This is a genomic window from Leifsonia sp. NPDC056824, from assembly GCF_042789575.1.
Taxonomy (GTDB): Bacteria; Actinomycetota; Actinomycetes; order Actinomycetales; family Microbacteriaceae; genus Leifsonia.
The window spans coordinates 344,890-370,882 of the sequence record NZ_JBHUAV010000002.1; the positions used below are offsets into that span (position 1 = coordinate 344,890).

At 72.2% G+C, this 25,993-nt stretch carries 28 protein-coding genes and 2 tRNA genes; 20 read left to right on the forward strand and 10 right to left on the reverse strand.

What is annotated here, in order from left to right:
* The first annotated feature begins 3 nt into the window (after positions 1–3).
* The 3 genes from ACFRFH_RS10975 to ACFRFH_RS10985 all read left to right on the forward strand — a co-directional run bounded on the left by ACFRFH_RS10975 (position 4) and on the right by ACFRFH_RS10985 (position 2,030).
* The gene (locus ACFRFH_RS10975) at positions 4–852 is read left to right on the forward strand and encodes an ATP-binding cassette domain-containing protein (protein ID WP_382463043.1); all 849 of its coding nucleotides are present in this window, start codon (positions 4–6) and stop codon (positions 850–852) included.
* Between the two features lie 25 nt (positions 853–877).
* Positions 878–1,879 carry a D-isomer specific 2-hydroxyacid dehydrogenase family protein gene (locus ACFRFH_RS10980; protein ID WP_382463044.1) on the forward strand — a complete coding sequence of 334 codons (1,002 nt, stop codon included), beginning with the start codon at positions 878–880 and terminating at the stop codon, positions 1,877–1,879.
* 78 nt (positions 1,880–1,957) lie between these two features.
* Positions 1,958–2,030 (forward strand) — tRNA-Asn (locus tag ACFRFH_RS10985).
* Here ACFRFH_RS10985 and ACFRFH_RS10990 read toward each other — a convergent pair.
* On the reverse strand, positions 1,992–3,326 hold the full coding sequence (locus ACFRFH_RS10990; protein ID WP_382463398.1) for an acyltransferase family protein: 1,335 nt from the start codon (positions 3,324–3,326) through the stop codon (positions 1,992–1,994). The two genes, ACFRFH_RS10985 and ACFRFH_RS10990, sit on opposite strands and share 39 nt — an antisense overlap.
* A gap of 105 nt (positions 3,327–3,431) precedes the next feature.
* Here ACFRFH_RS10990 and ACFRFH_RS10995 point away from each other — a divergent pair, with 105 nt between their 5' ends.
* The 8 genes from ACFRFH_RS10995 to ACFRFH_RS11030 all read left to right on the forward strand — a co-directional run bounded on the left by ACFRFH_RS10995 (position 3,432) and on the right by ACFRFH_RS11030 (position 9,571).
* Positions 3,432–3,635, forward strand: a complete 204-nt coding sequence (locus ACFRFH_RS10995; protein WP_382463045.1) for a hypothetical protein — start codon at positions 3,432–3,434, stop codon at positions 3,633–3,635.
* Positions 3,636–3,721: 86 nt separating this feature from the next.
* Positions 3,722–4,912 carry a histidine kinase gene (locus ACFRFH_RS11000; protein WP_382463046.1) on the forward strand — a complete coding sequence of 397 codons (1,191 nt, stop codon included), beginning with the start codon at positions 3,722–3,724 and terminating at the stop codon, positions 4,910–4,912.
* Complete coding sequence (locus ACFRFH_RS11005) at positions 4,909–5,586, forward strand: response regulator (RefSeq protein WP_382463047.1); 678 nt, start codon at positions 4,909–4,911, stop codon at positions 5,584–5,586. The genes ACFRFH_RS11000 and ACFRFH_RS11005 overlap by 4 nt, the downstream gene beginning before the upstream one ends.
* A 125-nt stretch (positions 5,587–5,711) precedes the next feature.
* A complete protein-coding gene (locus tag ACFRFH_RS11010) occupies positions 5,712–6,029 on the forward strand; it encodes a hypothetical protein (RefSeq protein ID WP_382463048.1) in 318 nt (105 codons plus the stop codon).
* A gap of 72 nt (positions 6,030–6,101) precedes the next feature.
* Positions 6,102–6,977: a sensor histidine kinase gene (locus tag ACFRFH_RS11015; protein ID WP_382463049.1), complete on the forward strand. Its 876-nt coding sequence runs from the start codon at positions 6,102–6,104 to the stop codon at positions 6,975–6,977.
* A 55-nt stretch (positions 6,978–7,032) separates the two neighbouring features.
* Entirely contained in the window at positions 7,033–7,350 is a 318-nt protein-coding gene (locus ACFRFH_RS11020; RefSeq protein WP_382463050.1) for a hypothetical protein, read from the forward strand.
* Between the two features lie 158 nt (positions 7,351–7,508).
* Positions 7,509–9,059, forward strand: coding sequence for an alpha/beta hydrolase (locus tag ACFRFH_RS11025; RefSeq protein WP_382463051.1), 1,551 nt, complete (start codon positions 7,509–7,511; stop codon positions 9,057–9,059).
* A 95-nt stretch (positions 9,060–9,154) separates the two neighbouring features.
* Positions 9,155–9,571: a hypothetical protein gene (locus tag ACFRFH_RS11030; protein WP_382463052.1), complete on the forward strand. Its 417-nt coding sequence runs from the start codon at positions 9,155–9,157 to the stop codon at positions 9,569–9,571.
* Positions 9,572–9,598: 27 nt separating this feature from the next.
* On the opposite strand, the gene def is transcribed toward ACFRFH_RS11030, so the two are convergent.
* Positions 9,599–10,165 (reverse strand): peptide deformylase, encoded by a 567-nt coding sequence (gene def / locus ACFRFH_RS11035; RefSeq protein ID WP_382463053.1) that lies wholly within the window; start codon positions 10,163–10,165, stop codon positions 9,599–9,601.
* A 40-nt stretch (positions 10,166–10,205) separates the two neighbouring features.
* Here def and ACFRFH_RS11040 point away from each other — a divergent pair, with 40 nt between their 5' ends.
* From ACFRFH_RS11040 to ACFRFH_RS11060, 5 genes are all read left to right on the forward strand, one after another.
* Positions 10,206–11,171: a DMT family transporter gene (locus ACFRFH_RS11040; RefSeq protein WP_382463054.1), complete on the forward strand. Its 966-nt coding sequence runs from the start codon at positions 10,206–10,208 to the stop codon at positions 11,169–11,171.
* Between the two features lie 88 nt (positions 11,172–11,259).
* A complete protein-coding gene (locus ACFRFH_RS11045; RefSeq protein ID WP_382463055.1) occupies positions 11,260–12,513 on the forward strand; it encodes a glycosyltransferase in 1,254 nt (417 codons plus the stop codon).
* A gap of 17 nt (positions 12,514–12,530) precedes the next feature.
* Positions 12,531–12,604: transfer RNA gene (locus ACFRFH_RS11050), tRNA-Ile, on the forward strand.
* A gap of 67 nt (positions 12,605–12,671) precedes the next feature.
* The gene (locus ACFRFH_RS11055) at positions 12,672–12,938 is read left to right on the forward strand and encodes a type II toxin-antitoxin system Phd/YefM family antitoxin (RefSeq protein ID WP_382463056.1); all 267 of its coding nucleotides are present in this window, start codon (positions 12,672–12,674) and stop codon (positions 12,936–12,938) included.
* Positions 12,935–13,321 carry a type II toxin-antitoxin system VapC family toxin gene (locus ACFRFH_RS11060; RefSeq protein ID WP_382463057.1) on the forward strand — a complete coding sequence of 129 codons (387 nt, stop codon included), beginning with the start codon at positions 12,935–12,937 and terminating at the stop codon, positions 13,319–13,321. Before ACFRFH_RS11055 ends, ACFRFH_RS11060 begins: the two co-directional genes overlap by 4 nt.
* Positions 13,322–13,419: 98 nt before the next feature.
* On the opposite strand, the gene ACFRFH_RS11065 is transcribed toward ACFRFH_RS11060, so the two are convergent.
* Complete coding sequence (locus tag ACFRFH_RS11065; RefSeq protein WP_382463058.1) at positions 13,420–13,950, reverse strand: AAA family ATPase; 531 nt, start codon at positions 13,948–13,950, stop codon at positions 13,420–13,422.
* Between the two features lie 4 nt (positions 13,951–13,954).
* Complete coding sequence (locus ACFRFH_RS11070) at positions 13,955–14,980, reverse strand: aldo/keto reductase (protein WP_382463059.1); 1,026 nt, start codon at positions 14,978–14,980, stop codon at positions 13,955–13,957.
* Positions 14,981–15,165: 185 nt separating this feature from the next.
* On the opposite strand from ACFRFH_RS11070, the gene ACFRFH_RS11075 reads away from it, so the two are divergent.
* Positions 15,166–15,777: a TetR/AcrR family transcriptional regulator gene (locus ACFRFH_RS11075; RefSeq protein ID WP_382463060.1), complete on the forward strand. Its 612-nt coding sequence runs from the start codon at positions 15,166–15,168 to the stop codon at positions 15,775–15,777.
* 72 nt (positions 15,778–15,849) lie between these two features.
* On the forward strand, positions 15,850–16,350 hold the full coding sequence (locus ACFRFH_RS11080) for a hypothetical protein (RefSeq protein ID WP_382463061.1): 501 nt from the start codon (positions 15,850–15,852) through the stop codon (positions 16,348–16,350).
* On the opposite strand, the gene ACFRFH_RS11085 is transcribed toward ACFRFH_RS11080, so the two are convergent.
* The 5 genes from ACFRFH_RS11085 to ACFRFH_RS11105 all read right to left on the reverse strand — a co-directional run bounded on the left by ACFRFH_RS11085 (position 16,347) and on the right by ACFRFH_RS11105 (position 23,318).
* The gene (locus tag ACFRFH_RS11085) at positions 16,347–17,681 is read right to left on the reverse strand and encodes a M1 family metallopeptidase (protein WP_382463062.1); all 1,335 of its coding nucleotides are present in this window, start codon (positions 17,679–17,681) and stop codon (positions 16,347–16,349) included. The two genes, ACFRFH_RS11080 and ACFRFH_RS11085, sit on opposite strands and share 4 nt — an antisense overlap.
* A complete protein-coding gene (locus tag ACFRFH_RS11090) occupies positions 17,678–21,637 on the reverse strand; it encodes a Pls/PosA family non-ribosomal peptide synthetase (RefSeq protein WP_382463063.1) in 3,960 nt (1,319 codons plus the stop codon). Before ACFRFH_RS11090 ends, ACFRFH_RS11085 begins: the two co-directional genes overlap by 4 nt.
* A gap of 41 nt (positions 21,638–21,678) precedes the next feature.
* Positions 21,679–22,065 (reverse strand): hypothetical protein, encoded by a 387-nt coding sequence (locus tag ACFRFH_RS11095; RefSeq protein ID WP_382463064.1) that lies wholly within the window; start codon positions 22,063–22,065, stop codon positions 21,679–21,681.
* Positions 22,066–22,131: 66 nt separating this feature from the next.
* On the reverse strand, positions 22,132–22,608 hold the full coding sequence (locus ACFRFH_RS11100) for an NUDIX domain-containing protein (RefSeq protein ID WP_382463065.1): 477 nt from the start codon (positions 22,606–22,608) through the stop codon (positions 22,132–22,134).
* A complete protein-coding gene (locus ACFRFH_RS11105; RefSeq protein ID WP_382463066.1) occupies positions 22,608–23,318 on the reverse strand; it encodes a potassium channel family protein in 711 nt (236 codons plus the stop codon). Before ACFRFH_RS11105 ends, ACFRFH_RS11100 begins: the two co-directional genes overlap by 1 nt.
* Before the next feature lie 75 nt (positions 23,319–23,393).
* Between ACFRFH_RS11105 and ACFRFH_RS11110 the strand changes: the two genes are divergently transcribed.
* Positions 23,394–23,852 (forward strand): NUDIX domain-containing protein, encoded by a 459-nt coding sequence (locus tag ACFRFH_RS11110; RefSeq protein WP_382463067.1) that lies wholly within the window; start codon positions 23,394–23,396, stop codon positions 23,850–23,852.
* 4 nt (positions 23,853–23,856) lie between these two features.
* Here the strand turns inward: ACFRFH_RS11110 and ACFRFH_RS11115 are convergent, their stop codons facing one another.
* Positions 23,857–24,192: a hypothetical protein gene (locus tag ACFRFH_RS11115; protein WP_382463068.1), complete on the reverse strand. Its 336-nt coding sequence runs from the start codon at positions 24,190–24,192 to the stop codon at positions 23,857–23,859.
* An 88-nt stretch (positions 24,193–24,280) separates the two neighbouring features.
* Between ACFRFH_RS11115 and ACFRFH_RS11120 the strand changes: the two genes are divergently transcribed.
* Positions 24,281–25,954, forward strand: coding sequence for a bifunctional 3'-5' exonuclease/DNA polymerase (locus ACFRFH_RS11120; RefSeq protein ID WP_382463069.1), 1,674 nt, complete (start codon positions 24,281–24,283; stop codon positions 25,952–25,954).
* Positions 25,955–25,993: the final 39 nt, after the last annotated feature.

Sequence of the window (25,993 nt, forward strand, 5' to 3'; positions counted from 1 at the left end):
CATGTGAGTTCCGAACCTGCCATCCTCGTCAGCGACCTGTCCGTCGAATATCCCGCCAGGGGCGTCAGCCCTTCGTGCGTCGCCCTCCGCGGGGTGAGCTTCCAGTTGGAGGCCGGACAGTCGCTCGGGGTCCTGGGCGAGACGGGTTCGGGCAAGAGCACGCTGGCCGCGGTGCTCGCCGGGCGGGGGCTTCCCCTCCGCTCCGGCGAGCCCGGCCCGCGGATCAGCGGCGGCGACGCGACCGTGCTCGGGCATTCGCTGAGGCACGCGCGCAAGCGCGACCTGGCCGAGGTGACCTTCCACGTCGGCTACCTGCCGCAGGAGGCCGCCGCCACCCTGGAGCCGTCGCTGTCGGTGCAGGACAACGTCTCGCTGCCGATCTTCGAGCGCGACGAGCACTACGACCGCCGGGCGGCGGGGGAGCGGGCCGCGCTCATGCTGGACACCGTCCACCTCCCGCTCAGCGTGCTCAACAAGTACCCCTACCAGCTCAGCGCCGGGCAGCGGCAGCGCGTCGCTCTCGCCAAGGCGCTGGTGCTCGGCCCGCAGGTGCTGGTCGTCGACGAGCCGACCGCCGGCATCGACGCGACGGTCCGCGACGCGGTGATCGACCTCCTGGCCCAGCTGAGGACGCACGAGGGCTTCACGGCCGTGATCGTCAGCCACGACCTTGCCGTGCTGCGGCGCGCTACGGACAACTCGCTGGTGCTGCAGGGCGGCCGTCCCATCGCCTACGGGCCGATCGAGGACGTGCTGGCCGACCCGTCGCATCCGTTCGTGCGCGGGCTGGCGGACGCGCTGAAGCCGCCGGCGCGCCGGCGGGAGCGCCGGCCGCAGATCGCGGCGAAGTAGCAGACCGTCCCCGACAGGAGGAATCGTGACCGAATCCACGCCGCAGCACCGCGCCGTCCTCGCTCCGGGCGGAGTCCCGCTCGCGCCGGGCGAGCGTCCGGAGCCCGGACCGATCGCCGTACTCCCTACCGCCGAGCCCTCGTTCGTCGCGGCCGTGGAGGCCGCGGGAGGCACCGTCGAGCCGCTCTCGGACCGCACCCGCGGCGTCGTCTGGCTGTCCAACAAGGACGCCGCCGCCTTCCCGCCGGTACTGGAGGCGCACCCCGGCATCGGCTGGGTGCAGCTCCCGTTCGCGGGCGTCGACGCATTCTCCGGCATCATCGCGTCGGAGGACCGTCCCGGCCTGATCTGGACCAGCGCGAAGGGCGCCTACGCGCAGCCCGTCGCCGAGCACGCCCTGGCGCTCACCCTGGCGCTGCTGCGGGTCCTCCCGAAGCGCGTGCGGGCGACCTCCTGGTCGACCCTCGAGGAGGGCCGTTCGCTCTACGGCAGGAACGTCGTGATCATCGGCGCAGGCGGGATCGCGCTGGAGCTGATGGTGCTGCTCGCGCCGTTCGGCGCCCGCGTGACCATCGTGCGCCGCTCGTCGGAGGCCGTGCCGGGCGCTGAGCGCACCGTCGGCTCCGACCGGCTGCTCGAGGTCCTCCCGGACGCCGACGTGGTCGTCGTCGCCGCCGCGCTCACCGGCGGCACCCGCCACCTGTTCGGCGACGCCGAGTTCGCCGCTATGAAGGACACGGCGTACCTGGTGAACATCGCCCGCGGCGGCCTGGTCGACAGCGACGCGCTGCTGCGCGCCCTCCGCGCCGGGGAGATCGCCGGTGCGGGCATCGACGTCACCGACCCCGAGCCGCTCCCGGACGGCCACCCGCTGTGGTCCGAGGACGCCTGCCTGATCACGCCGCACCAGGCGGACACGTCGGAGATGGTCGCTCCGCTGCTCGCCGAGCGGGTCCGTGCGAACGTGCGCGCGTTCCTCGGCGACGGCGATTTCGTGGGCCGCGTGGACCCGGAGTTGGGGTACTGACGGCGACGCGCGCGGGGTGCGGAGCCGATTTCACTCGGCGCGCGAAGTCTTGCTAGAGTAGCTTCGCTGATAAAGCATTCCTCGATAGCTCAATTGGCAGAGCAGCCGGCTGTTAACCGGCAGGTTCTTGGTTCGAGTCCAAGTCGGGGAGCGGAAACACAGGCGAAGGCCCGGAGGTTGAGACCTCCGGGCCTTCGTCGTCGTCGGCCGAGTTCAGGTGCTGTTCACCCGCCTCGGCGTGACGGTTCCGCTCCGGGAGCGCCGAGGTGATGAGGCGGCCGACACGGCGGGACAGGCCGATCGACGGCCGCTCGACCGCGTCGTAGAACCAGTGCGCGATCACGAGGACGACCGGGACGAGCAGGATCGCGACGGCGATCCACGGTCGCCATCCCGAGACGCCGACGACGAGCGCGGTCGCGACGATGATCGGCTCGTGCACGAGGTAGATGCTGAACGAGCGCCGACCGGCCCACTGCACCGGCCGGGCCTCCAGCGGCCTCCGGAGCGGGCCGATGAACGCGAGCGCGACGATGACCGTGACGCCGACCAGGCTCAGCACGTAGCCGCCCGCCTGGCGCGGGCCCCACCCGGGCGGGGCGACGAGCGTGGGGGAGACCGTGAGCAGGAGCGCGCCGGCGACGATCGGCCACCAGACCCGGATGCGGGAGGCCGCGGCCCGGATGCGCTCCTTCTGGAAGGCCAGCAGCATCCCGATGCCGAAGACCGGCAGGTACTCCAGCATGTCCGCCGTCAGCCACGATGACGGAAGGCTCGCACGGACCCCGTCGAAGCGGGCGAGCGTCGAGAGACCGATGAGCACCGGGATGGTCGCCCACCACCAGCGCTGCGCCCGCGTCACGCGGATCAGCACGAAGATCAGCGGCAGCAGCAGCGAGAACCAGACCTCCCAGGTGAGCGACCACAGCGGACTGTCGAGGTTCGAGGTCCCGAACAGCAGCACGGCATCCTGCCGCACGTCGTGGACGGTGGGCGGCAGATGCGAGCCGAGCCAGCCTCCCACCGACGGATCGCGGGGCACGGCGAGGGCGAGCGTCAGCGCGAAGAGCAGTGCGCCCCAGACCGGCAGGTAGAGCCGCACCACACGCCGGCCGTAGTACGCGACCGTCGACCGCGCCGTCGACGCCCGCACCAGCAGCGGCAGCGTCAGCACGAAGCCGGAGAGCACGAAGAACACCAGGACCGCCTCGTGCCCGGCGAACAGTAGCCGCAGGGGCGTGGCGTACAGCCACCACTCGGGCGTGAAGGCGTCGGGAGCGACCTTGTCGACGTAGATCGCGGACACGGCGGGCACGACGAGGTGCGCGTGATAGCCGACGACGATGAGGGAGGCGACCCCGCGGAGGCCGTCCAGGGAGGCGTAGCGGGAGTCGGCCGTGCGAGGGGATTCGAAGGCCGTATTTAACTGAGCATTCCTCATTGCCATAGTGAACTACTCGTTCTACCGTTGTGGCAAGCGCCTCGCCCCAGCCAGTCCCATGCCGCAAACGGAATACGCCCCAGACGGCCCGCGAATCGCTACGATGCGGCCATGAAGCACAGGGACCGGGACGAGCGTGACTCCGAGCAGCCGGACGACGCGGTCGAGGAGTACGAGAACGACGCCGACGAACGGCGTGCGTCACTGGAGCGCGAGGCCGGGCTGACCAGTTTCGGGGGACCGGCCTTCGGGCCGCTGTTCCCGAAAGGCGACGGCGACGACGGGGAGATCTTCGACGCCGAGCACAATCCGTGATCGGCGGCTGAGTACTCCCGGGGGAGTACCCCGAAGACTCCCCGCGGGCCACGCCACGCCCCCTCTACGCTCGTTAGCATGAGGAGATGCCCTGGAACCCGTCCGCCGACTCCCGTCCGCACGGGCCGGGCTGGCCCGACGGCCGAGGGTGGTCGGGGCGGCGGCCACGCGGGACGATCTGGTTCCCGGTGGTCTTGTCAGTGCTGCTGCAGCTCCCCGGCGTCCTCATTGCCGCGCACACGGCGGCGGCCGACCCGCTGACGCTGGCGGCCGTCCTCGTCGCCTTCGCGGCCTCCTTCCTGCTGCTGCTCGCCCGCGTGTACCCCGGCCCGGTGCTGGTCTCGATCGCGGTGCTCTGCACCCCTGCGATCGCCCTCACGATGGGGCCGCCGCTCGCGGCCGTGCCGCTGGCGTTCGCCGTCGTCGGCGCGGTGGTGCGCTCGGCACGGGTGTGGGCCTGGTGGACGGTGGCCGGGGTCGCCGTGGTCGGGCCGCTCGGCGCATACCTGCTGGTGGGGAGGCCGGAGGCCGTCATCCGGCCGCTCGTCATCGCCCTCGTGCTCACCCTCCTGGTGGGTGTCGGTGAGGCGATCCGCGGGCGGCGCGAGCGCTACCGGGAGGTCTCCCGCCAGGTCGCCGCACGCCGTGAGTCCGTCGCGGAGGCCGAGCGGCTGCGGATCGCGCGCGAGCTGCACGACGTGCTCGCGCACTCGCTGTCCCAGATCAGCGTGCAGGCCGGGGTCGGTCTCCATCTGTTCGAGAGCCGGCCCGACAAGGCGCGGGAGAGCCTCGAGGCGATCAAGTCCGTGAGCAGTCAGGCGCTGGAGGAGGTGCGCGGCGTGCTCGGCTTCCTGCGCGCCGAAGGGTATCCGGCTTCGCGGGCGCCGGAGCCGGACCTGGCGCGCATCCCCGTCCTGGTCGAGACGTACCGGCGCGCCGGGCTCGACGTGCGCTACGACGACGCGCTGACCTCGGTGCCCTCCGCCGCCTCCCAGCTCGCGCTGTACCGGATCGTGCAGGAGTCCCTGACCAACATCGGCCGGCACGCGCAGGCACGCACGGTCTCCGTCCGGCTCGGCGAGGACGGCGGCGAGTACGTGCTGACGGTCGCGGACGACGGTCGCGGGCTCCCCGAGGGCGAGACCGACGGCAAGGGGATGATCGGGATGCGAGAGCGCGCGGAGCTGCTCGGCGGCCGGTTCGAGACGCGCGCGACGGAGGGCGGCGGACTGACGGTGGAGGCTCGCATCCCGCTGCGGAAGGCGGACGACGCATGACAGAGGACGGCAGGATCAGCGTGCTGCTGGCGGACGACCAGCATCTCGTCCGCGCGGGCTTCCGCGCGCTGCTGGAGGCGGAGGACGACCTGGAGGTGGTCGGCGAGGCTGCGACCGGGCGGGAGGCCGTGGACCTCGCCCGGCAGACGCATCCCGACGTCGTCCTGATGGACATCCGGATGCCGGACGGTGACGGCCTGTGGGCGACGGGGGAGCTCACCGCCGACCCGGACCTGGCGGGCACGCGGATTGTGATGGTGACCACCTTCGAGCTGGACGACTACGTCGCGCAGGCCATCCTCTCTGGCGCGAGCGGCTTCCTGGTGAAGGACACCGAGCCCGTGGAGCTGCTACGCGCCGTGCGGGTGGTGGCCGTGGGCGATGCGCTGATGTCGCCCGGCGCGACGCGGCGGCTGATCGAGCGCGTGGCGGGCGGGCTGCGGCCGGCGCCCGACCCGGAGGCGCTGCGCGACCTGACCGAGCGTGAGCGGGAGGTGCTGGCGCTGGTGGGCCACGGGCTGACCAACACCGAGATCGGGGAGCGGCTGTTCCTCAGCCCGCTGACGGCGAAGACGCACGTCTCGCGCATCATGACCAAGCTGGCCGCGCGCGACCGCGTGCACCTGGTCGTGGTCGCCTACGAGACGGGGCTGGTGCAGCCCGGCAAACGGTGAGCGCCCTGCTGCTCCCGTCGGAGTAGCCCAAGTGTCTCCCGCCGGCGGATTCGCCGCGCGGCCGGCACGGCGAGGCTGAGTACGGTTCCGCGAAAGCCGCGGACCACTCACCGATTGGATGCACCATGTTCAGTTCGCTCGCAGCCGCCGCCCCCTGCGCCGTCGTCGCCTGGGGTGGCGGCCCCTGGTTCGGCTGGTGGTGGTTCCTGATCCCGCTCTTCTGGATCGGGATCTTCTTCCTCATCTTCGGCGTCTTCGGCCGCCGCTGGCGCCGCGCCGCCGCCGCGCGCGGAGGCTACGGCTGGGGCCCGAACGGCCCGCACGGCGCCACCCGCGCCGCCGAGCAGACCCTCGCCGAGCGCTACGCCAACGGCGACATCGACGAGAAGGAGTACCGCGCCCGTCTGGAGGTGCTGCGCGCCAACCGCGGCGACAGCGCCTGACCGCTCCGGTCCTCCCCGTCGCGCGGCCCGGATATGATCGTCCGGGCCGCGCCCCCGGCCGGAAGGACCAGCATGACCCCCCTCTCCCTCGTACTCCCGGCCGCCGCAGTGGCCGCCGCCGTCGTGTTCGCGGTGCTCTGGCTCCTCGAGCGGACCCGCCGGCGCCGCGCGCAGAACGCGCGCGAGGAGCGCGAGTGGGACCGCATCGACCGCGAGCTGGAGCTCGCGGAGCAGTCCGGCCGGTTCCGGATCATCGGCGAGCTCGGGGATGTCGCGGTCGCCGCCGTCTCCCGGCTCGTCAACCAGGCCGAGGGGATGCGCTACGCGGCCGGCGCCGACCCGGAGGCGGCCTCCCGCTCGGCCGCCGCGATCGAGACCTCGGCCCGTGACGCCCTGGCCGACCTCCGCCGCATGCAGAACGCCGTCGCCGAGGGAGGCCGCGAGGTGCTGCCGGCACCCGGCCTCCATTCCGCGCGCGACCTGTTCCGGGTGATGCGGGAGGCGGGCCTGGAGGTGACGTTCTCCGAGACGGGGGAGCGCTACGAGCTGCGCCAGGGCGCGGAGCTCGTCGTCTTCCGCATCCTGCAGACCAGCCTCGGGAACGCCCTGGATCACGGTGGCCCCGGCACGACGGCCGTCGTGGCGATGGCCTGGACGCCGGACGGCCTCCAGGTCACGGTCGACGACGACGGCATCCGGGCCGCGGCACGGCGCAGCGGCCTCGACCGGGCCGGCGTCGACCAGGCGACCGCGTACAGCGCGGAGGATGACCTGCGGGCGATGACCGCGTACGTGGAGGGGCCGGACCTCAATGAGCTGCGCGAGCGCGCGGCGCTGTTCGGCGGTGTCCTGGATGCCAAGACCGTTCCGGGCGTCGGGTTCTCGCTGTCCGTCGTGTTCCCGGCGCTGCGGCACCACAACGGTGTGCACGGGGTGCCGCTGCGGTAGCGACCGACGCCCTGCCGCTCATGGGGTGGAATCTGCCCCACTAGTATTCGACGTCATGGCAGACATCGAGGTTCGACCCGACGAGGCGCGGGCGGCGACGGCACGGGTCACGGCGGCAGCGGAAGGTATCGCGAGAGCGGGAGCCGCTTTCCGGGCTGCTGGTGCAGAGGTCGTGTACGCCATGCGTTGCGCGCCCGTGCGGTCGGCATTGAGCGATGTCGTCGAAGACATCGTGGGTGCGCCCGCTGAGACGAGCGACGCTTTCCGGAAGCTGGCACAGGTCGGGGAGAGCGCGGTGGACCGGGCGGAGGCGACGGACCGGTGGGGTGCGACGTTGCTCGGCGCTGCTCCACTGGCGGTGGAGGAAGCGTGATCCGGGAGAGCGACCTGCGCGATCTGGCGGAGCTGGACCCGACCCGTGTCGCCGAGGCTGCTGTCGTGTTCCGCGACACGGCGGCGCAGATGGTCGGGTTCGCGCGGGAGGCGGAGTCGGCGCAGACCGCATTCGCGGAGAGCTTCCGGTCGCGGAGGATGCCGGATGTCGTGGCCCGATACGTGAAGCCCGGCCGGACGGCTCTCGAGCATGCGCACACGATCGCGCAGGAGCTCTTCCGTGCGATCGAAACCGCGTGGCGCGCGCACGGTGAGTTGGCCCGACGGCGGGATGCGCTGCTGGTCTCGCTGGACGAGCTGTACGCGCACGACATCCCCACGGTGATCGAGGCGTGGATGGTCGTGCACGGCCCGACGCACTACCCGGAGATCCACGAGGTCCCGGCGGCAGCGGAGCTGGAGGAGGACGCGCGCCGGCAGGTGAGCGCGTTCAACCGGGCGACCGAGGAGTTCGTGGCCGAGTTCGAGCGCGCGATCCGGGCCCTCCGCGACGCCGCGCGGGAACGGGTGACCGCGCCGGCGAGGGCGGTCGTCACCGCGTCGGCGAAGGCCGGTGCGTCGTCCACGCCCCTGGTGCCGGCGAAGAGACTGCGATCGATGACCCCGGCGCAGGTCGCGGAGTGGTGGTCGTCGCTGACCCCGGGCGCCCGACGGAAGTACCTGACAGAGCAGCCGGGCGTGATCGGGGCTATGGACGGAGTGGACGCGGGCTCGCGTTCGGCGGCGAATCGCGCCGAGCTGGCCCGCTTCGCCACAGCGCTGAAGGCGATCGGGAAGGGCGACCCCGGGTACGACGCCGCACAGGTGAAATTGCGGGCGGTCGAGGCGATCCGGAGGACCCTCGGCCCGCACCCGGAGAACCGTGAACCTCCGCGGCAACTGCTCCTGCTGGACCTGGCCGGCACGAATCCGAAGGCCGCGATCTCGCTCGGGGACCTCGACACCGCCGATCACGTCACGTACAACATTCCCGGGATGATGACCACGGTCGCCAAAGACATGAGCGCGTGGACCAGCGCGAGCAGGAACCTTTACGTCGAGCAGCAACGCTTCGCCGCGCGGAAGGGGGCCTCGGGCCGGGTCGCGGTGGTGGCGTGGTTGGGGTACGACGCCCCTGGGGATGTCGCTCAGGTGGGTGCGAATGATTCCGCTCGCGTGGGAGGGAAGTCGTTGGCGGCAGCGTTGGAGGGCACGCTCGCGTCCCGCGGTTGGCCCGAGAGGTCCAAGCATCTATCGGTCGTGGGCTTCTCCTACGGTTCGACGGTCGCGGCAGAAGCGTTGAAACTGGCGTCCGCCGGCACATTCGCGTCCGTCGGGTCGGCGGGAATCCGCCTGGAGCGTAAGCCGCCTAGAGACGGGCCGATTGATCGAACCGGTCTGATCCCGCGACCGGTCCCGTTGAACGTTCCCCGGGGCGGAATCTCCGCGGGGCAATCGAGCGCCGACGCCGTCGCCACCGTGGGCAGGCTGGCCGGCGGTCGCGCGGATCCTGCTGAGTTCGGCGCGGTGCCGTTCAGCACCGACAACGCCCGGACCCCCGAGGGGCAGGACACGGCCGGGACCACCGAGCACGCGGCAACGGTCCACGCCAGTAACCCCAAGGCATACGGGTACTACGACAACGGCACCAGCGCTCTCCACAACCTGGCCGCGCACACCATGGGCTATCCGAACGCGGTGGCGAAATGAGCACGCGGGCACCAGTTCTCGCAGCCCTCGCGTCCGCAGCGCTGGCCCTCGCCGGCTGCGCAGCAGCGGAACCTCCTACCGGAAAGGCGACCTCCATGACCTCTGCATACCCCACCGCGAGCGAATCGAGGGCAGCCCTCGTCGCACTGTTCGAAGCGACGAGGGAGGTCATCGGTGGAACGAGCTGGGAAGTCCACGCATCGGACTACGGGCTGTGCTACCTGCCCGACGGGAGCGAGGGCGCGGAGTACATGCGCCAAGAGGCCACGCACGCGACGTTCGAGCCGCTGACCGTGGCGAACGAGATCGCCGCGTTGTGGGAGTCCGAGGGGTATCACGGGGTGACCGTCGAACCGTTGCCCGAAGGAACCGGTTACGAGGTGAGGTATCCGAAGGACGCCGACCGGGTGTTCTTCGAGGCTGATATCACAGGGTTCGCAGCTGTCTTCTTCATGTCGGGCCCGTGCATTCCGGGGGACGCCGACGAATTCGCGCTCGACCTCTTGGAGTGACGGCAAATGGGGCCCGAAACAGACGCTTCAGTCCTCCAGGTGGTCCCGCCCCGGCAGCCAGCTCAGCCCCGGCACGCCCCACGAGTTCTTCCGCTGTGCCTTCAGCGCGGCTTTGCCGTACGGGTGCTCCAGCCGGTCGACGTACAGCACGCCGTCCAGGTGGTCGTACTCGTGCTGGAAGATGCGCGCGAGCCAGCCGTGGGCGCGGACTGTGTACCGCTCGCCCTCCAGGTCGGTGGCCTCCAGGATGACGTATTCGGCGCGCCGCAGCGGGAAACGCTCGCCGGGGAACGACAGGCAGCCCTCCGACTCGGTGTCCTCGTCCGGCTCGCCGACCACCAGCGGGCTGAGCCACAGCACCGGGTTGATCGCGACGCCGCGGTGCAGCACGTCGTCGTCGTCCGTCCAGCCGTAGACGAACAGGCGCAGCGGCACGCCGGCCTGCGGCCCGGCGAGTCCGACGCCGGGCGCCTCGTCCATCGTCTCGAACATGTCGGCGACGAGCGTGCGGAGGGCGTCGTCGAAGTCCGTCACCTCCGCCGCGCGGGTGTGCAGGACGGAGTCTCCGGTGATCCGGATGGGAAGGACGGCCATTCGGCAAGACTATCGGGATCATGTTGGGTAGGGTCGTGGCGTGGCAACGGAACTGATGGACGCGCTCGAGCTGGCTTATCAGCCCAGTCAGCTCCTGGGCATCCCGGTGGCGCTGGTCGGCGCGGTGTTCCTGTCGCTCGGCGCCCAGCTGCAGCACCACGGCGTCGCCAAGGTGGAGGCGCAGACCCAGGACGCGAAGGCCGGGCTCAGCGTCCGGCAGCTCGGGCTGCTGCTCGCGCGGCCCTCCTGGGTGATCGGCACGCTGCTGCTCGGGCTCGCGATCGTGTTCCAGCTGGTCAGCCTGAAGCTCTCGCCGATCATCCTGGTGCAGCCGCTCGGCGTCGTCGGGCTGGTCATCACGAGCGTGCTGAACGCGCGGGTGAGCGGCGTGAAGCTCAACCGGAAGTCCGTCATCGCCATCTCGCTGTGCGTCGGCGGCGTCGGCGCGTTCGTCATCATCGCCGCGATCTTCGCGCGCGACCAACCGGTGACCACCCAGGCGCTCGTCGTCATCCTGATCATCCTCGCCGTGGTCCTCATCGTGTTCGGGCTGCTGTTCGCGTTCCTGCGGCACCGGTTCAAGGCGATCATGTACATCGTCGGGGCCGGCGTGCTCTACGGTTTCGTCGCGACGCTCGCCAAGGTGGTCATCGACCGCATCTCCAACCAGGAGTGGGACTGGCTGCTCGTGCTGTGCATCGTCGCGCTGCTCGCGGCCGCAGTGCTCGGCGCGTACTTCGTCCAGAACGCGTACTCGTCCGGGCCTCCCGACCTGGTCATCGCCGGACTGACCGTGATCGACCCGCTGGTCGCCGTGACCATCGGCATCGTCGTCCTCAACGAGGCGGCCGGGGCGCCGTGGTGGGCGATGCTCGGCTTCGCGGTCACCGGCGCGGTGGCGATCTACGGGGTGTTCCAGCTCGCCAAGCACCATCCGCAATCGAACCTCGACGCGCCGCTCACCGAGAGGCTTGCCCACCCCGTAGGGGAATCCGGCCTAGACTGAAGCGATGAATCGCCGGTCCGACCGCCCGGCGCGCTCAGACCGTCGCCGGGCGAACCGTCCCGGCCGAAGACCGTGAGGGACTCACTACGTGCCTGATACGAGCGGAACGCACGACCTCCCGCCCGCCCCGGCCGAGCACAGGCCGATGACCATCCTCATGGGCTGCGACACCTTCGCACCGGATGTGAACGGCGCCGCCCGCTTCGCCGAGCGCCTCGCCGCCGGCCTGGTCGCACGCGGCCACGACATGCACGTCGTCGCCCCGGCCGCCGGCCGTCGCCACGGAACCTGGATCGAGGAGCACGAGGGCGAGAAGCTCACGGCTCATCGCCTGCGGAGCTGGCGCTGGTACCCGCACGACTGGCTGCGGTTCGCGCTGCCGTGGATGAGCAAGGCGAACGCCCGCCGGGTGCTCGACGAGGTGAAGCCGGACGTGGTGCACTTCCAGTCGCACATCGTGGTCGGCCGCGGTCTCGCCTACGAGGCCCAGAAGCGCGGCATCCGCATCGTCGCCACGAACCATGTGATGCCCGAGAACATCATCGAGTTCACCCGGCTGCCGAAGTTCCTGCACCACACCTTCGTGACGCTGGCCTGGCGGGACGCGCGCAAGAGCTTCGACCGCGCTGAGGCGATCACGACCCCGACCCGCCGCGCAGCCGAGTTCCTGGAGAAGGCCACCGGCCTCCGCGGAGTGCACGCGATCTCCTGCGGGATCGACGCGCACAACTACAGGCCGGACTTCACTCCGCGCACGGCGAACCGCATCCTCTTCGTCGGCCGGATCACCGGCGAGAAGCAGATCGACGTGCTCCTCAACGCCGTCAAACTGCTGCCGGAGTCGCTGGACGCGCAGCTGGAGATCGTGGGAGGCGGCGACCAGTTCAAGAACCTCCAGTCGCTCGCCGAGAGCCTGGGCGTCGCCGGACGGGTGCGGTTCCTCGGCTACGTCACCGACGAGGAGCTCCGCCAGGCCTACACGCGCGCAACGGTCTTCGCGATGCCGTCCATCGCCGAGCTGCAGTCCATCGCGACGATGGAGGCGATGGCCTCCGGGCTCCCGGTGGTGGCGGCCGACGCGATGGCGCTCCCGCACCTGGTGCACGACGGCGAGAACGGCCACCTGTTCCGCCCCGGCGACGCGCAGGACCTGGCGGACAAGCTGGAGAGCGTGCTCACCCTCCCGCAGGAGGAGCTCGACGTCCTCAAGAACGCGTCGCTGCGGATCGTCGCGACGCACGACATCCAGACCACGATCAGCACCTTCGAGAGCCTGTATCGTGGAGAGCCGGTGGCCGACCCGGTGACGGCGGCGGCCCCCGGCGTGCCCACCCCGGAGTGACCTGGGGGAGGACGCACGGGGCGGTAGCTCAGCTGGTTAGAGCATCGGACTCATAATCCGCCGGTCACGGGTTCAAGTCCCGTCCGCCCTACGGAGTTGACGCGGCAGGAGCCGCGCATCCGTGCGACAGTGTGCTACGGCGTGCTACGCTCAGATGCATGGAAACCGTGACGCACCGTGAGATGCGCAACCGAAGTGGCGAGATCCTTCGCCGCGTCGAGGCGGGGGAGTCGGTGCAGGTGAGCAACAACGGCCACCTGGCCGCCATCATCGTCCCGGCCGGCGGCGATCCGCTCGACGGCCTCGTGACACGCGGGGAGGCCCGTGCCGCCCGCACCGGTGCCGACGCGCTGGCGAGGATCACGCGCACGGTCTCGCCGCTGAGCTCCGAGCAGATCATCGAGGACAGCAGAGGCCGCTGGTGACGGTCGCCTACCTGGACACCTCCGCCGCGATGAAGCTCGTCATCGAGGAGCGCGAGTCCACGAAGCTGGTCGTCGCCCTCTCCGACCCGAGTCGCCGGCTCGCATCCTCGTGGCTGCTCCACACCGAACTGCACTGCGCCGCAGGGAGGAATCCCGCGTCCGTCGCGGTCGAAGCGATCACGGCGGTTCTGGACGCGGTCGTCCTGGTCGATGTCACGCGGGGGGATCTGCTTTCCGCCGGCACACAGACTCCGCTCCGGTCCAACGATGCGATCCATCTCACGACCGCCCTGCGCATCGGCGCGGATGAAATCGTGACCTACGACGCCGAGTTGGCGCGCGCCGCCCGAGCGGCCGGCATCCAGGTGCTCGCCCCCGCCTGAGCGTCAACGAAGCGCCACCGCAGGAGCCGCGGCCGCGACACGCGTCGAAAGTCCTGCTGAAGGCCCATCCGCAGGAGATGTGGGCGGGTTTTCCTGTGTTAGCGCGCCGCCGCGACAGCGGCCTCCAGCGCCGCCAGCGCTCCGTCACCGGCCGGAATCCTCGCCGCGTGCGGCCGCGACTGTAGAAACGTCTCGAAGTCCGCCACAACGTCCCCCATCTCACCGGGCAACGTGGCATAGATGTCGGCCGCCCCCAACTCCGCCGCCCGCCTCTCGAACCGCTCCACCGCGACGCCGGCGTCGATCCGCAGCGCCGTCTCCACGAACATCGCCCCGCACTGCTGGGCCGTCGCCTCCAGCCGCTCGATGAACTCCATCCGCCTCAGGTACTGCGGCACCACGACGTCCCGGCCGCTGCCGAGGTGCACGGAGGCCGCTGCGATGGCCAGGTCGCGGGCGGCGAGGCCGGCCGAGTGGAGGTCGTCCTGCCAGCCGCCCAGCATCGCGCGCAGCGCGTCGATGTCGAGGGCGAGCGGCAGGCCGGACGCGTGGCGTGCGCACCAGGCGCGCGCGAGGGTCGTCTTGCCGCTGGCGGGCACGCCGTTGATCAGGATCAGGCGGGGCGGCACCGGCTCAGCCCGCCGACCGCTCGGCCGCCGGGCGCCGCCGCGACGCCGGGTCGCCGACCTCCGGCCCGCGGTACACCATGTCCATCGCCCCGATGCTCTCGCCGGGCGGGACGATCGCGTCGATGCGGTCGAGGACCTCGTCGGACAGGGACACGTTCATGCCGGCGAGGGTGTCCTCGAGCTGCTCCATCGTGCGCGGGCCGGCGATCGCGGAGGTGACGCCGGGGTGCGCGATCACGAAGGCCATCGCCAGGTGGGTGAGCGGGACGCCGACCTCGTCGGAGAGCGCGATCAGCTCCTCCACGGCCGCGAGCCGACGCTCGTCGCGGAAGTGGCGCATCCCGGTCCGGGTGGAGCGGAAATTGTCGTTCTCGCCGCCGGCCCGGTAGCGGCCGGTGAGCGTGCCGCCCGCGAGCGGGCTGTAGACGAGCGTCCCCATGCCGTACCGCTGCGCGACGGGCAGGATCTCGCGCTCGATCTCCCGGTCGAGGAGGGAGTAGTTGGGCTGCTCGGTGCGGAACCGCTCGAAGCCGCGGCGCTCGGACATCCACTGCGCCTCCACGATCTCGGAGCCGCGCATCGAGGAGGAGCCGATCGCGCGCACCTTGCCCTGCCGGACCAGGTCGGTGAGCGCGGAGAGCGTCTCGTCGATGTCGGTGTCCGGGTCGGGGCGGTGCAGCTGGTACAGGTCGATGTGGTCGGTCTGCAGGCGGCGGAGGGAGCGCTCGACGGCCTGCATGATCCAGCGGCGGGAGGCGCCGCGGTGGCTGATGTCGTCGTCCACGGGACCCCAGAACTTGGTCGCGAGCACGACGTCGTCACGGCGGCCCTTGAGCGCCTCGCCGACGACCTCCTCCGAGTCGCCGTAGCGGTCGGCGGTGTCCACGAAGTTGATGCCGGCGTCGAGCGCGCGGTGGATGATGCGCACGCCCTCCGCGCGGTCGGGGTTGCCCAGCGAGCCGAGCATCATCGCGCCGAGCGCGTAGGGGGTGACTTTGATGCCGGTGCGGCCGAGAGTGCGGTACTGCATGACTTTCTCTCCTGAGTCGAGGGGTTCGTGGTCTGGCGCCGAGATGACGGCTGGCCTAAGATCGAGCAATCGGAACATGATTCCGGATCGGTTGGGACTCCAAACGGAACAGTGTTCCGTTTACCCTTCCGACGTTACACCGATCGCCGACGAATCGCCAGAGGAAGGACGCAGGGGACAGCCGCATGCCCGCGAACACGAGCAGCCTCAGCGCAGGGGAGCCCGCGACCCGGCCCCGTCGCGCCGACGCCCGCCAGAACGCTGACGCGCTCGTGGAGGCGGCCACCGCGCTGTTCGCGGAGGCCGGGGTCGACGTGCCCGCACGGGCGATCGCCGTGCGAGCCGGTGTCGGGGTCGGAACGCTCTACCGGCACTTCCCGCTCCGGTCCGACCTGATCTCGGCCGTGTTCCGGCGCGAGCTGGACGCCTGCGTCGACGCTGCGGCCCCGCTGGCGGCGGCGTATCCGCCGGGGGAGGCCCTGGACCGGTGGATCATGCGCTACACCCGGTTCGTGGCCGCCAAGCGCGGGCTGGCGAGCGCCCTGCACTCCGGAGACCCGGCCTACGAACCGCTGGCCGCCTACTTCTCGACCCACCTCACGCCGACGCTCGCCGGGCTGCTCGCGGCGGCGCTGGAGTCCGGCGACATCGCCCAGGACGTCGACGCGGGGGAGTTCCTCGGCGCCGTCGCCGACCTCTGCCACGGCGTCCGGCCGGACGGGGCGGCCTCCGGGCGCGCGGAGCGGATGGTGGGCCTGCTGCTCGCGGGACTGCGGTCGGGGGACGCCGGCGGCTAGACCGCCCTGCACCTCCCGCCCCCGAGCGCAAGGCCCTTACGGCGCCTCGTGCCGCGCGTACCGTGCCGCGGCATGAACGCAATCGGATGGATCGTGCTGATCGTCGTCATCGTGGTCATCGTCGTGGGGATCATCATCGTCGTCTCCACGGTGGGACGCCGGCGCAAGGTGGAGGCCGACCGGCAGCGGGCGACCGAGCTGCGGGAGGCCGCCTCCCGCGACGAGCTGGCCGCGCGCGAACGCGAGGCGAAGTCCGCCAGGGCCGCCGCGGACGCCAAGCAGGCCGAGGTCGACGCGGAGCGGCTGCGCCGGGAGGCCGACGAGCGCGAGCGCGCCGCCGCGGCCGCCCGCGATGAGCAGCAGGACAAGCTCAGCCGTGCCGACGACGTCGACCCGGACGTCGAGACCGACCGGCACGGCAACCGCGTGGTCGCCGACGGCGCGGTGGACGACACCCGCCGCGACGAGGTCCCGCCGCCCCGGCCGGCCGCAGAGACCGCGTCGCCCGCGCACGACGCGCCCCGCATCGACGGGATCACCGGCGAGGAGCGCCGCGTGGAGGACCGGCCCTAGTCGCTGAGCGACGGCAGCCGCGTCTCGCGCAGCCACGCGTCGAAGAACGCGTCCAGCGGCTCGTCGGAGAACCCGGCCGCGAACGCCTCGAAGTCCGCCGTCGACGCGGTCCCGAAGCGGTGCGCGGCCGACCAGCCGCGCACCAGGTCGAAGAACGTGTCGTCGCCGAGCCTCCGCCGCAGCGCGTGGAGGAGGCAGGCGCCGCGCTTGTAGACCCGGTCGTCGAACATGCTGTCGACGCCCGGGTCTGCGAGCACCAGGTCCTTCGGCTTCACGCGCAGGACGGCGTGGTGGGTGCGCGCGAGCGTGTTCGCGGAGTGGCTCCCGGAGTACTCCGACCAGATCCACTCGGCGTAGCAGGCGAAGCCCTCGTTCAGCCAGATGTCCGACCAGCCGGCCACGCCGACGCTGTTGCCGAACCATTGGTGGGCGAGTTCGTGCGCGATCAGGCGCTCCGAGCCGCCGCGGCCGTCGACGTGCGACGAGCCGAACGTGGCCATGCCCTGCGACTCGAGCGGGATCTCCAGCGGATCCTCGGTCACCACGACCGTGTACGACGGGAACGGGTACGGGCCGAAGCGCTCCTGGAAGCACTCGATCATCCGCCCGACCGGCGCGAAGTCGGCCAGCACGCGGGCGGCGAGCGCGGGCGGATAGGCGATCACCCACTCCACGCCGCCGGTGCGCCGGGGCTCGAGCACGTAGCGGCCGATCTGCACGGCGGCGAGGTAGGTCGCCGTCGGCTCCGGGCGCTCGAACGTCCAGGTGCCGCGGCCTCCGCTGACGCTGTGGCCGGCGAGTTCGCCGGTCGCGAGCACGGTGTACGGCTGCTCGGTCGTGATCGTGATCCGGTACGCGGCCTTGTCGGACGGCCGGTCGTTGCACGGGAACCAGGTCGGCGCGCCGGAGGGCTGCGATGCGACGATGACGCCGTCGGTCAGCTCCTCCCAGCCGAGGGTGCCCCAGCGGGTCCGGCGTGGGACGGGGGAGCCGTCGTAGGCGATCTCGACCGTGAACTCCGTCCCGGCGGGGATCGGCTTCGCCGGTTTCACCCGCAGGTGGGTCGGGGACTGCGTGAACCGGGTGCGCTTGTCTCCGTCCAGCTTGACCCGCTTGGCGCGCAGGTGCACCAGGTCGAGCGAGACCGCCGGGAGCGTCACGTTGGCGCGTCCCCGGATCACCGCCGTCCCGTCGAGCCGGTTCGTGGCGACCCTGTACGACAGCTCCAGGTCGTACGAGAGCACCGAGAAGTCGTCGGTGCCGGAGCGCGGGAGGTAGACGTGGGACGCGGCGGGGAAGACGGCGTCGGTGTCGGAGGTGGCCTCGGTCATCGCACCGCACGGTACTCGCGTACCACCACATCCCGCCACGGGCCGATCGGGTTCCCGCTCCACCTGCTGCGATCGGGCACCGTCTCGCCGCGCATCACCAGGGAGGCCGGTCCGATTGTCGCGTTGGAGCCGATCGCGGCCGCGGGCAGGATGACGCTGTGCGGGCCGAGGGTCCCGCCGCGCTCGATGATCACCTGGTCCATGCTCATGATTCGATCATGGAACAGGTGCGTCTGCACGACGCAGCCCCGGTTGACCGTGGATGCGTCGCCCAGCTCGACCAGGTCGGCCTCCGGCAGCCAGTAGCTGTCGATCCAGACGCCGTGCCCGATGCGCGCGCCGAGGCTGCGCAGCCACCAGACCAGCGCCGGCGTGCCGGCGGCGGCCCAGGCGAACCAGGGCGCCGCGACCATCTCCGTGAAGGTGTCCGACACCTCGCTGCGCCAGATGAACGACGACCAGAGCGGGTGCTCGCCCGGCTTCAGCCTCCCGAGCAGCGCCCACTTCGCGGCGGTGCTGACGGCCGCGCTGACCGCGCCGGCGACCAGGAGCACGGGACCGCTGACGACGATCGCCCAGCCGACGCCCCAGGCCTCGGAGAGCGCCGCGAGGGCCAGCAGCACGGCGAGCCCGATGGCGCAGGTCACGAACACCGGGACGATGCGCAGCAGCTCCCAGGCGGTGCGAGCGACGCGCAGGGAGGCCTTCGGCTCGAAGGTGCGCGAGAGGTCCGCGTCCTGCGCGCGCCGCCGGAGCTTGACCGGGGGCGAGCCGAGCCACGACGTCCCGGCCTTGGCCTTGCGCGGGGCCACCGACAGCACGGCGACCAGGCCGTCGCGCGGCACCCGGTTGCCGCCGCCGGCCATCCCGGAGTTGCCGAGGAAGGCGCGGGCGCCGATCTCCGCCTCCGCGACGCGCACGTAACCGCCGCCGAGCTCGTAGGAGGCCACCAGCGTGTCGTCGGCCAGGAACGCGCCGTCCCGGATCTTGGTCATCGCCGGCAGGAGGAGCACGGTGGAGGCTTCGACGTCGCGCCCGACGCGCGCACCGAGCATCCGCAGCCAGACCGGTGTGAACAGGCTGGAGTAGAGCGGGAAGAGCAGCGTCCTGGCCATGTCGAGCAACCGCTCGGTCGACCACACCTGCCAGCCGACCCGGCTGCGCACCGGGTAGACGCCCTCCCTCAGGCGGAGGCCGAGCAGGCGCACCAGGACCACGACGACGCCCGCGAGCACGACGCCCGCCGCCAGCGTCGCCGGGACGAGCGCGGCGGCGGCGCCGGGGATGGCAGCGGCGATCGTGGTCGCGCCGCGCGTGAACCCCGCCACGATCAGGCCGCCGACGCCGAGCGCGACGACCGGGACCAGCGAGACGACGAGCGAGGCCACGGCGTACGCGGCGACCCACCTGGTGCGGCGCAGCGGCCGCTCGCCCGGCCACCACTCGCGCGCCTTGCCGACCCGGACGGCGGGGGAGCCCGCCCAGTTCTGACCGGAGGGCACCCGGCCGAACACCGCCGAGCCGGGTGCCACGGTCGCGTCGCGGCCGATCTTCGCGCCGGGCATCAACGAACTGCGGGCGCCGACCGAGCTCCCTGCACCGATGCGGATCTCGCCGATGCGCACGAGGTCGCCGTCGATCCAGTACCCGGCGAGGTCGACCTCCGGCTCGATGGACGCGCCGGCGCCGATCCGCAGCATGCCCGTCACCGGCGGCAGCGCATGGAGGTCGACGCCGCGGTCGATCGTCGCGCCGAGCGCCCGGGCGTAGTAGCTGATCCAGGGCGCGCCGGCGAGGCTGGCCGCGCCGATCTGGTGGGCGACCTGCTCGGCGAGCCAGAGCCGCAGGTGCACTCCGCCGCCCCGCGGGTAGTCGCCGGCCGCGACCCCGAGCAGCAGCAGCCGCGCGGAGGCCACAGCGATGGCCATCCGGCCCCAGGGCGTGACGAAGATCAGGAGGCCGACGATGAGCCAGACGAGGTTCACCTCCGGCAGGAACCCGAAGCCGCCGAACGGCCGCAGGATGGCCGCCGCCGTCAGCAGGTACAGCAGCCAGCGGATGCCGTTGAGGATGAACAGCGGCACGGCGAGCACGGTCTGGAGCACCTGCATCCGCCGCGGCGTCGGCGGGACGACGTGCGTGGAGGCGGCGGAGGCCGACGGCGAGCTCTCCGCGAGAGCGGAGGCGAGCGAGCCGAAGCGCGGGTGCGCGTAGATGTCGGCGACTGTGATGTCCGGATGCCGCCTGCGCACCAGCGAGACGAGCTGCGCGGCCGCGAGCGAGCCGCCGCCGAGGTCGAAGAAGTTGTCGTCCAGACCGCTCACCGGCAGGCCGAGCACGCCGCGCCAGTCGGCCGCGAGCAGCTCCGAGACGGGGTCGAGGACCGGCGCGTCCTCGTCGACCTCCTCCAGTGGCCAGGGGAGCGCGGCACGATCGACCTTCCCGGAGGTGCGCACCGGGAGGTCGTCCACGACCGCCAGCAGCGGCACGAGCGCGGCGGGGAGCTCGGCGCGCAGCTCCGCCAGCGCCGCGCGCCGGTCGAAGGCCTCGCGCTCCGGGACGGCGAGGTAGCCGACCAGCACGTCGTTCCCGGCCGAACTCCTGCGCACGGCGGCTGCCGCGCCCGATACGCCCGGGAGCTGCTGGAGGGCGGCCTCCACCTCGCCGAGCTCGATGCGGCGGCCGCCGACCTTGACCTGGTCGTCGGCGCGGCCGAGGTAGAACAGTCCGGCCGGGTCGAAGCGCACCAGGTCGCCGCTGCGGTAGGCCCGCTGCCAGCCGAGCGAGGGGAGCGGCGCGTACTTCTCGGCGTCCTTCGCCGGGTCCAGGTACCGGGCGAGGCCGACGCCGCCGATGATCAGCTCGCCGGGCTCGCCGACCGAGACCGGGGAGCCGTCCGGCGCGACGACCGCGAGGTCCCAGCCGTCGAGCGGGAGGCCGATCCGCACCGGTTCGCCGGCGGTCAGCAGGCTCGCGCAGGCCACGACCGTCGCCTCGGTCGGCCCGTAGGTGTTCCAGACCTCGCGGCCCTCCACGGCGAGCCGGTTGACCAGTTCGGGAGGGCAGGCCTCGCCGCCGAAGATCAGCAGCCGCACGGTGTCGAGCGCGTCGGTCGGCCAGAGCGCCGCGAGCGTCGGCACCGTCGAGACGACCGAGATGCGGCGCGCCGCCAGCCAGGGGCCGAGGTCCATGCCCGTGCGCACCAGCGAACGCGGCGCGGGCACCAGGCACGCGCCATGTCCCCAGGCGAGCCACATCTCCTCGCAGGAGGCGTCGAACGCCACCGAGAGCCCCGCGAGCACGCGGTCGCCGGGACCGATCGGCTCCTCCCGCAGGAACAGGCGTGACTCAGCGTCCACGAACGCCGCAGCCGAGCGGTGCCGCACCGCCACGCCCTTCGGCGTCCCGGTCGAGCCGGAGGTGAAGATGATCCAGGCGTCGTCCTCCGGCGTCGGCGGGTCGACGACCGGGAGGCCGGACGTGCTCGGGTGCGGCTCCTGGCCCTGCACGGCGAGCGGTCCGGCCGGCACGTCGACCGCGTCCGCTCCGTCCGGGGAGGTCGTGGCGAGATAGCCGTCGTCCGTGATGACCCCGCGCACCTCCGCCTCGCCGAAGACGAGGTCGGCGCGCTCCTGCGGGTCGTCGGCGTCCACCGGCACGTAGGCGGCGCCGGCGGCGAGCACCCCGAGGATCGCCAGGTAGAGGTCCCGGCTGCCGGAGCTCATCCGCACGCCGACGCGGTCGCCGCGGCGCACCCCGGCCCCGCGCAGCCGCGCCGCCGTGGCCAGCACGCGCGCGAGCAGCTCCCGGTAGCTGAGCGCCCCGCGGGCGTCCTCGATGGCCGAGCCCTGCGGGTTGGCGGCGGCGGACTCCCGCAGGATGTCGATGAGCGTCCGCGGCGCGGGCGCGCGGTCCAGCGCCGAGAGGATCGCGGGCTCGGCGGCGGTGTCAGTCACGGCGGCAACCGTAGAAGCAGCCGGTTACCGGCCGGTGAACGTCAGCCCTCACCGAGCGCGTGCAGCAGCTGGGCCTTGTTCATCCGGGAGTAGCCCTGGATGCCCTGCGCCTTCGCCCGGTCGCGCAAGTCGCGGAAGGTGGGGATGCCCGTGCTCGCCGCCGGGGCCGACGCGGCCGTTCGTGCCCGCTCGCGCGCCGCCTGGGCCTTCGCCTTGGCGTCCTTCGCCGCCGTCTCCGCGGTCTTGCGGGCGCGCTGTGAGGCCTTCTTCGCGTCCCTCGCGGCCTGCTCCAGCGCGGCCGCGAGGTCCTCGGCCTCTTTGCGGGTCTTCTTGTCGAGCTTCTTGACCAGCCGCTGCGCGTCGTCGACAGCGGCTCGTGCAGTGATCAGGGCCTTCTCGGCGTCCTTCTCCGCCTTGTTCTTCGCCACCTGCTCCTCCTTCGTCCCGTCCGGCCAGGTGCAGCCAACGATACGACCGAGGGGGTGCCGTGCGCGCTAGTCTGATCCGGATTCGTCGAGGAGCCGCACGAGTGCGTCCAGAATGGGCCGCTGCCCTTTCGCGAGCTTCTGGTGCGCGACCTCGATCGGATGCCAGCGGGCGTCGTCCACCTCGGGGAACGTTCGCACGACGCCGGAGCGCGGCGGCCACTCCAGCTCGAACCCGTTGCTGACCAGCTCCGCGAGCGCGAAATCGGCCTCCGCCGCGAACACCACGAAGGTCTTGCCGGAGGCGCGGAACTCGCCGAGCGGGACGTACACGGCGTCGGGGGAGGGCGCGCCCATCTCCTCGGCGAACTCCCGCCGGGCCGCGGCGAGGTCGTCGACGTCATCCGCCTCGACCAGGCCCTTCGGCAGCGTCCAGGCGCCCTCGTCCTTGCGCGCCCAGAACGGCCCGCCCATGTGCGCGATCCACACCTCCCTGCCGGCCGCCCCGCGGCGGTGCAGCAGGATCGCCGCACTGCGCACCGCCATCAGGCCGACCTCTGCTCGAGCAGGTCCTTCAGCTCCGCCATCTGGCGCGACAGGTCCCGGATCTGCCCGCGGGTGGCCGCCCGCATGTCGATCTCGGTCTGCGCGACCCGCTCGACGATCCAGGAGGCCAGCGTCGCCGTCACGATTCCGAGCGTCGCGATGCCGCCGATCATCAGGCCGACCGCGACGAGCCTGCCCACCTCGGTGACGGGGACGTAGTCGCCGTAGCCGACCGTCGAGATGGTCTCGAAGGCCCACCAGATGGCCTGCGGGAAGGTCTGGATGTGCGCGTGCGGGCTCCCGCGCTCGGCGTCCAGCGCCGCCAGGGCGGCCGTGAACACCAGGAGGGCGACCGCGCCGGCGACATAGACGATCACGCGCCCACGGAACGCGGCGCCCGCGCTGCGCTGCAGGATGGCGAGGATCGTCACCAGCCGCAGCAGCCGCAGCGGCCGCAGCATCGGCAGCACGACGATCGCGAGATCGAACAGGTGCGTGTAGAACCAGCGCCAGCGCTGCGGGGCGAGGGCGAGGCACACGAAGTAGTCGAGCAGGAAGACGACCCAGGTGATCCAGATCACCGTCTCCGCGACGACGAGCTGCGCCCCGTGGAGGTCGCCGATGACCTCCCAGGCGTAGGCGGCGAGGAACACCGCTGCGGCGGCGGTGAGTGGCCACTCGGTGAGGTGGCGCCAGCGTTGGAGTGTCATGTCCACACAGTAGGACCGTCTGCGAGAACCGTCACGCGGCGTCACCGGCTTCGGCCGTGCGGCTAACGTGGAGACGTGAACTCCGGCGACGCATGGGTGGAAGGTCCGAACGGCGAGCGGTTCTGGGGCCGCTTCGGCGCCGCCGGCCTGCTCGTCCACGACCTGCGGCGCGGGGTGCTGCTCCAGCACCGGGCCGACTGGAGCCATTTCGGCGGCACCTGGGGCCTCCCGGGCGGCGCCAGGCACGAGGGCGAGACCGCCGTCGAGGGCGCGCTGCGGGAGGCCGCGGAGGAGGCGGCGGTGCCCGCCGACGCGGTGCAGGTGCTCTTCGAGAGCGTGCTCGACCTCGGATTCTGGTCGTACACGACCGTGGTCGTTCAGGCGGTGCGCGCGTTCGAGCCGCACATGGCCGACGTGGAGAGCATCGAGCTGCGCTGGGTGTCGGTTCCGGAGGTCGCCGATCTGCCGTTGCATCCCGGCTTCGGCGCGGCCTGGCCGGAACTGCGGTCGCGCTTGGCGGCGCTGGCGGGCTGAGAGCTCAGGAGGCGATGCGCGGCCAGAGCAGCGCCGGCGCCACGTCCTCGCAGCCGTCCGGCAGCCCGACGTACGGCCCCGCGCCCGGATACGGCGCCTGACCGGGGTAGCCCGGCGCTCCCGGATAGCCGGGATTCCCGCGGTACGGGTGCTCGTCGTCCATGAACAGGCGGTCGCCGTGCACGGTTCCGAGATAGGAGCCGCCCGGGGTCACCGCCATGTCGTCCGACCAGGGGAACCAGCCGATCCAGTCGCCCTCGGAGTTGAACAGCCAGCGCGACTGCGGGTCGGGCCGGTACGCGATCCACACTCCCTGGGAGTCGTGCAGGTACTCTGTCATCGTCGCTCGCCTTTCGGGTCGGCATCGCTTAAAGTGACGTTTCCTCACTATAGCGGGAAGTGTCGTCCGTCGCATGCAGAATTAGGGAGTGCACCTCCTTCTCGATCGCGTCGCTCCCGGGCGGGTCGTTGCCGTCCGTGCGGACGGTGACGAGGCCGGGCGCACCGAGCTCGCGGAGGCCGACGTGCCGGAGTTCGTCCGGCGCGAGGAGGCGGCGACGCGACCGCGCTGGGTCTGGGACGACACCCGTGCCTGGTACCCGCGGCTGCTGCAGGCGGGCGTCCGGGTCGAGCGCTGCGTGGACCTGCGGCTCAGCCACGCGATCCTGCGGGCCTCCACGCTCACCGCGGGCTCCGCGCTCGCGACGGCCGCACCGGGGCCGTGGGACGCCGCACGCGTGCAGGAGGACGCGCCCGAGCCCGCTGCCGCGACGCTCTTCGACCTCGACCACCCGGCCGAGACGACCCGGCCCTCCAGCGAGCAGGAATACGCCGCACAGCAGGAGGCCGTCGCGGGAAGCGCGGAGCCCGGGCGGCTCCGCCTCCTGCTCGCCGCCGAGTCGGCCGGAGCGCTGATCGCGGCCGAGATGCAGCACGCGGGCCTCCCGTACAGCGTCGAGCGGCACGATGAGCTGCTGCGTGCCGTCCTCGGCCCGCGACCGCGCTACGGGCGGCCGGAGGCGCTCGAGGCCCTGGCGGCGGAGATCCGCGCGGCCCTGGAGGCGCCCGATCTCAACCCCGACAGCCCGCCGGAACTGCTCAAGGCGCTGCAGCGTGCGGGCCTGATGGTGACCTCGACGCGGTCGTGGGAGCTGCGCGAGCTCGACCACCCCGCGATCCCCGCGGTGCTGAAGTTCAAGAAGCTCGCCCGGCTGCACGCGGCGAACGGTTGGAGCTGGCTCGACGCCTGGGTGCGCGACGGGCGCTTCCGGCCCGACTACATCCCGGGCGGCGTCGTCACCGGTCGCTGGGCCACGCGTGGCGGCGGCGCCCTCCAGCTCCCCAAGGAGGTCCGCGGCGCGGTCGTCGCGGATCCGGGCTGGAAGCTCGTGGTCGCCGACGCCGCCCAGCTCGAGCCGCGCATCCTCACCGGTCTCGCCGGCGACACGGCGATGGCGGAGGCCGGGCGCGGCCGCGACCTCTACGCGGGCATCGTGGCGAGCGGAGCGGTGGAGGAGCGCGCCCAGGCCAAGGTGGCCATGCTCGGCGCCATGTACGGCGCGACGACGGGCGACAGCGGCCGGCTGATGCCGCGGCTGGCACGCGCCTACCCGCGGGCCGTGCGGCTCGTCGAGGACGCGGCGCGCACGGGGGAGCGCGGCGACATCGTGACCTCCCGGCTCGGGCGCAGCTCCCCGCGGCCCGGCGGGAGCTGGCAGGCCGCCCAGTCGGCGGCCTCCGGAGCCGAGTCCACGCCCGCCGAGGAGCGCAGGGCGCGCAGCCAAGCCCGCGACTGGGGCCGCTTCACGCGCAACTTCGTCGTGCAGGCCAGCGCCGCCGAGTGGGCGCTGTGCTGGATGGCCGAGCTGCGCAACCGGCTCGCCCGGCTGACCCCGGAGGGCGCCGACTTCACCGCCGGCCCGCACCTGGTGTACTTCCTGCACGACGAGGTCATCGTCCACACCCCCGCGGAGTCGGCCGAGGCCGTCGCCGCCGAGGTCCGGGCGTCGGCCGAGGCCGCGGGGCGACTGCTGTTCGGCGGCTTTCCCGTCGACTTCCCGGTCACCGCCGCCGTGGTCGACAGTTACGGCGAGGCCAAGTGAACCCACCTCGGGCGCGGGGATGGGCCGGGGGCGGGAATG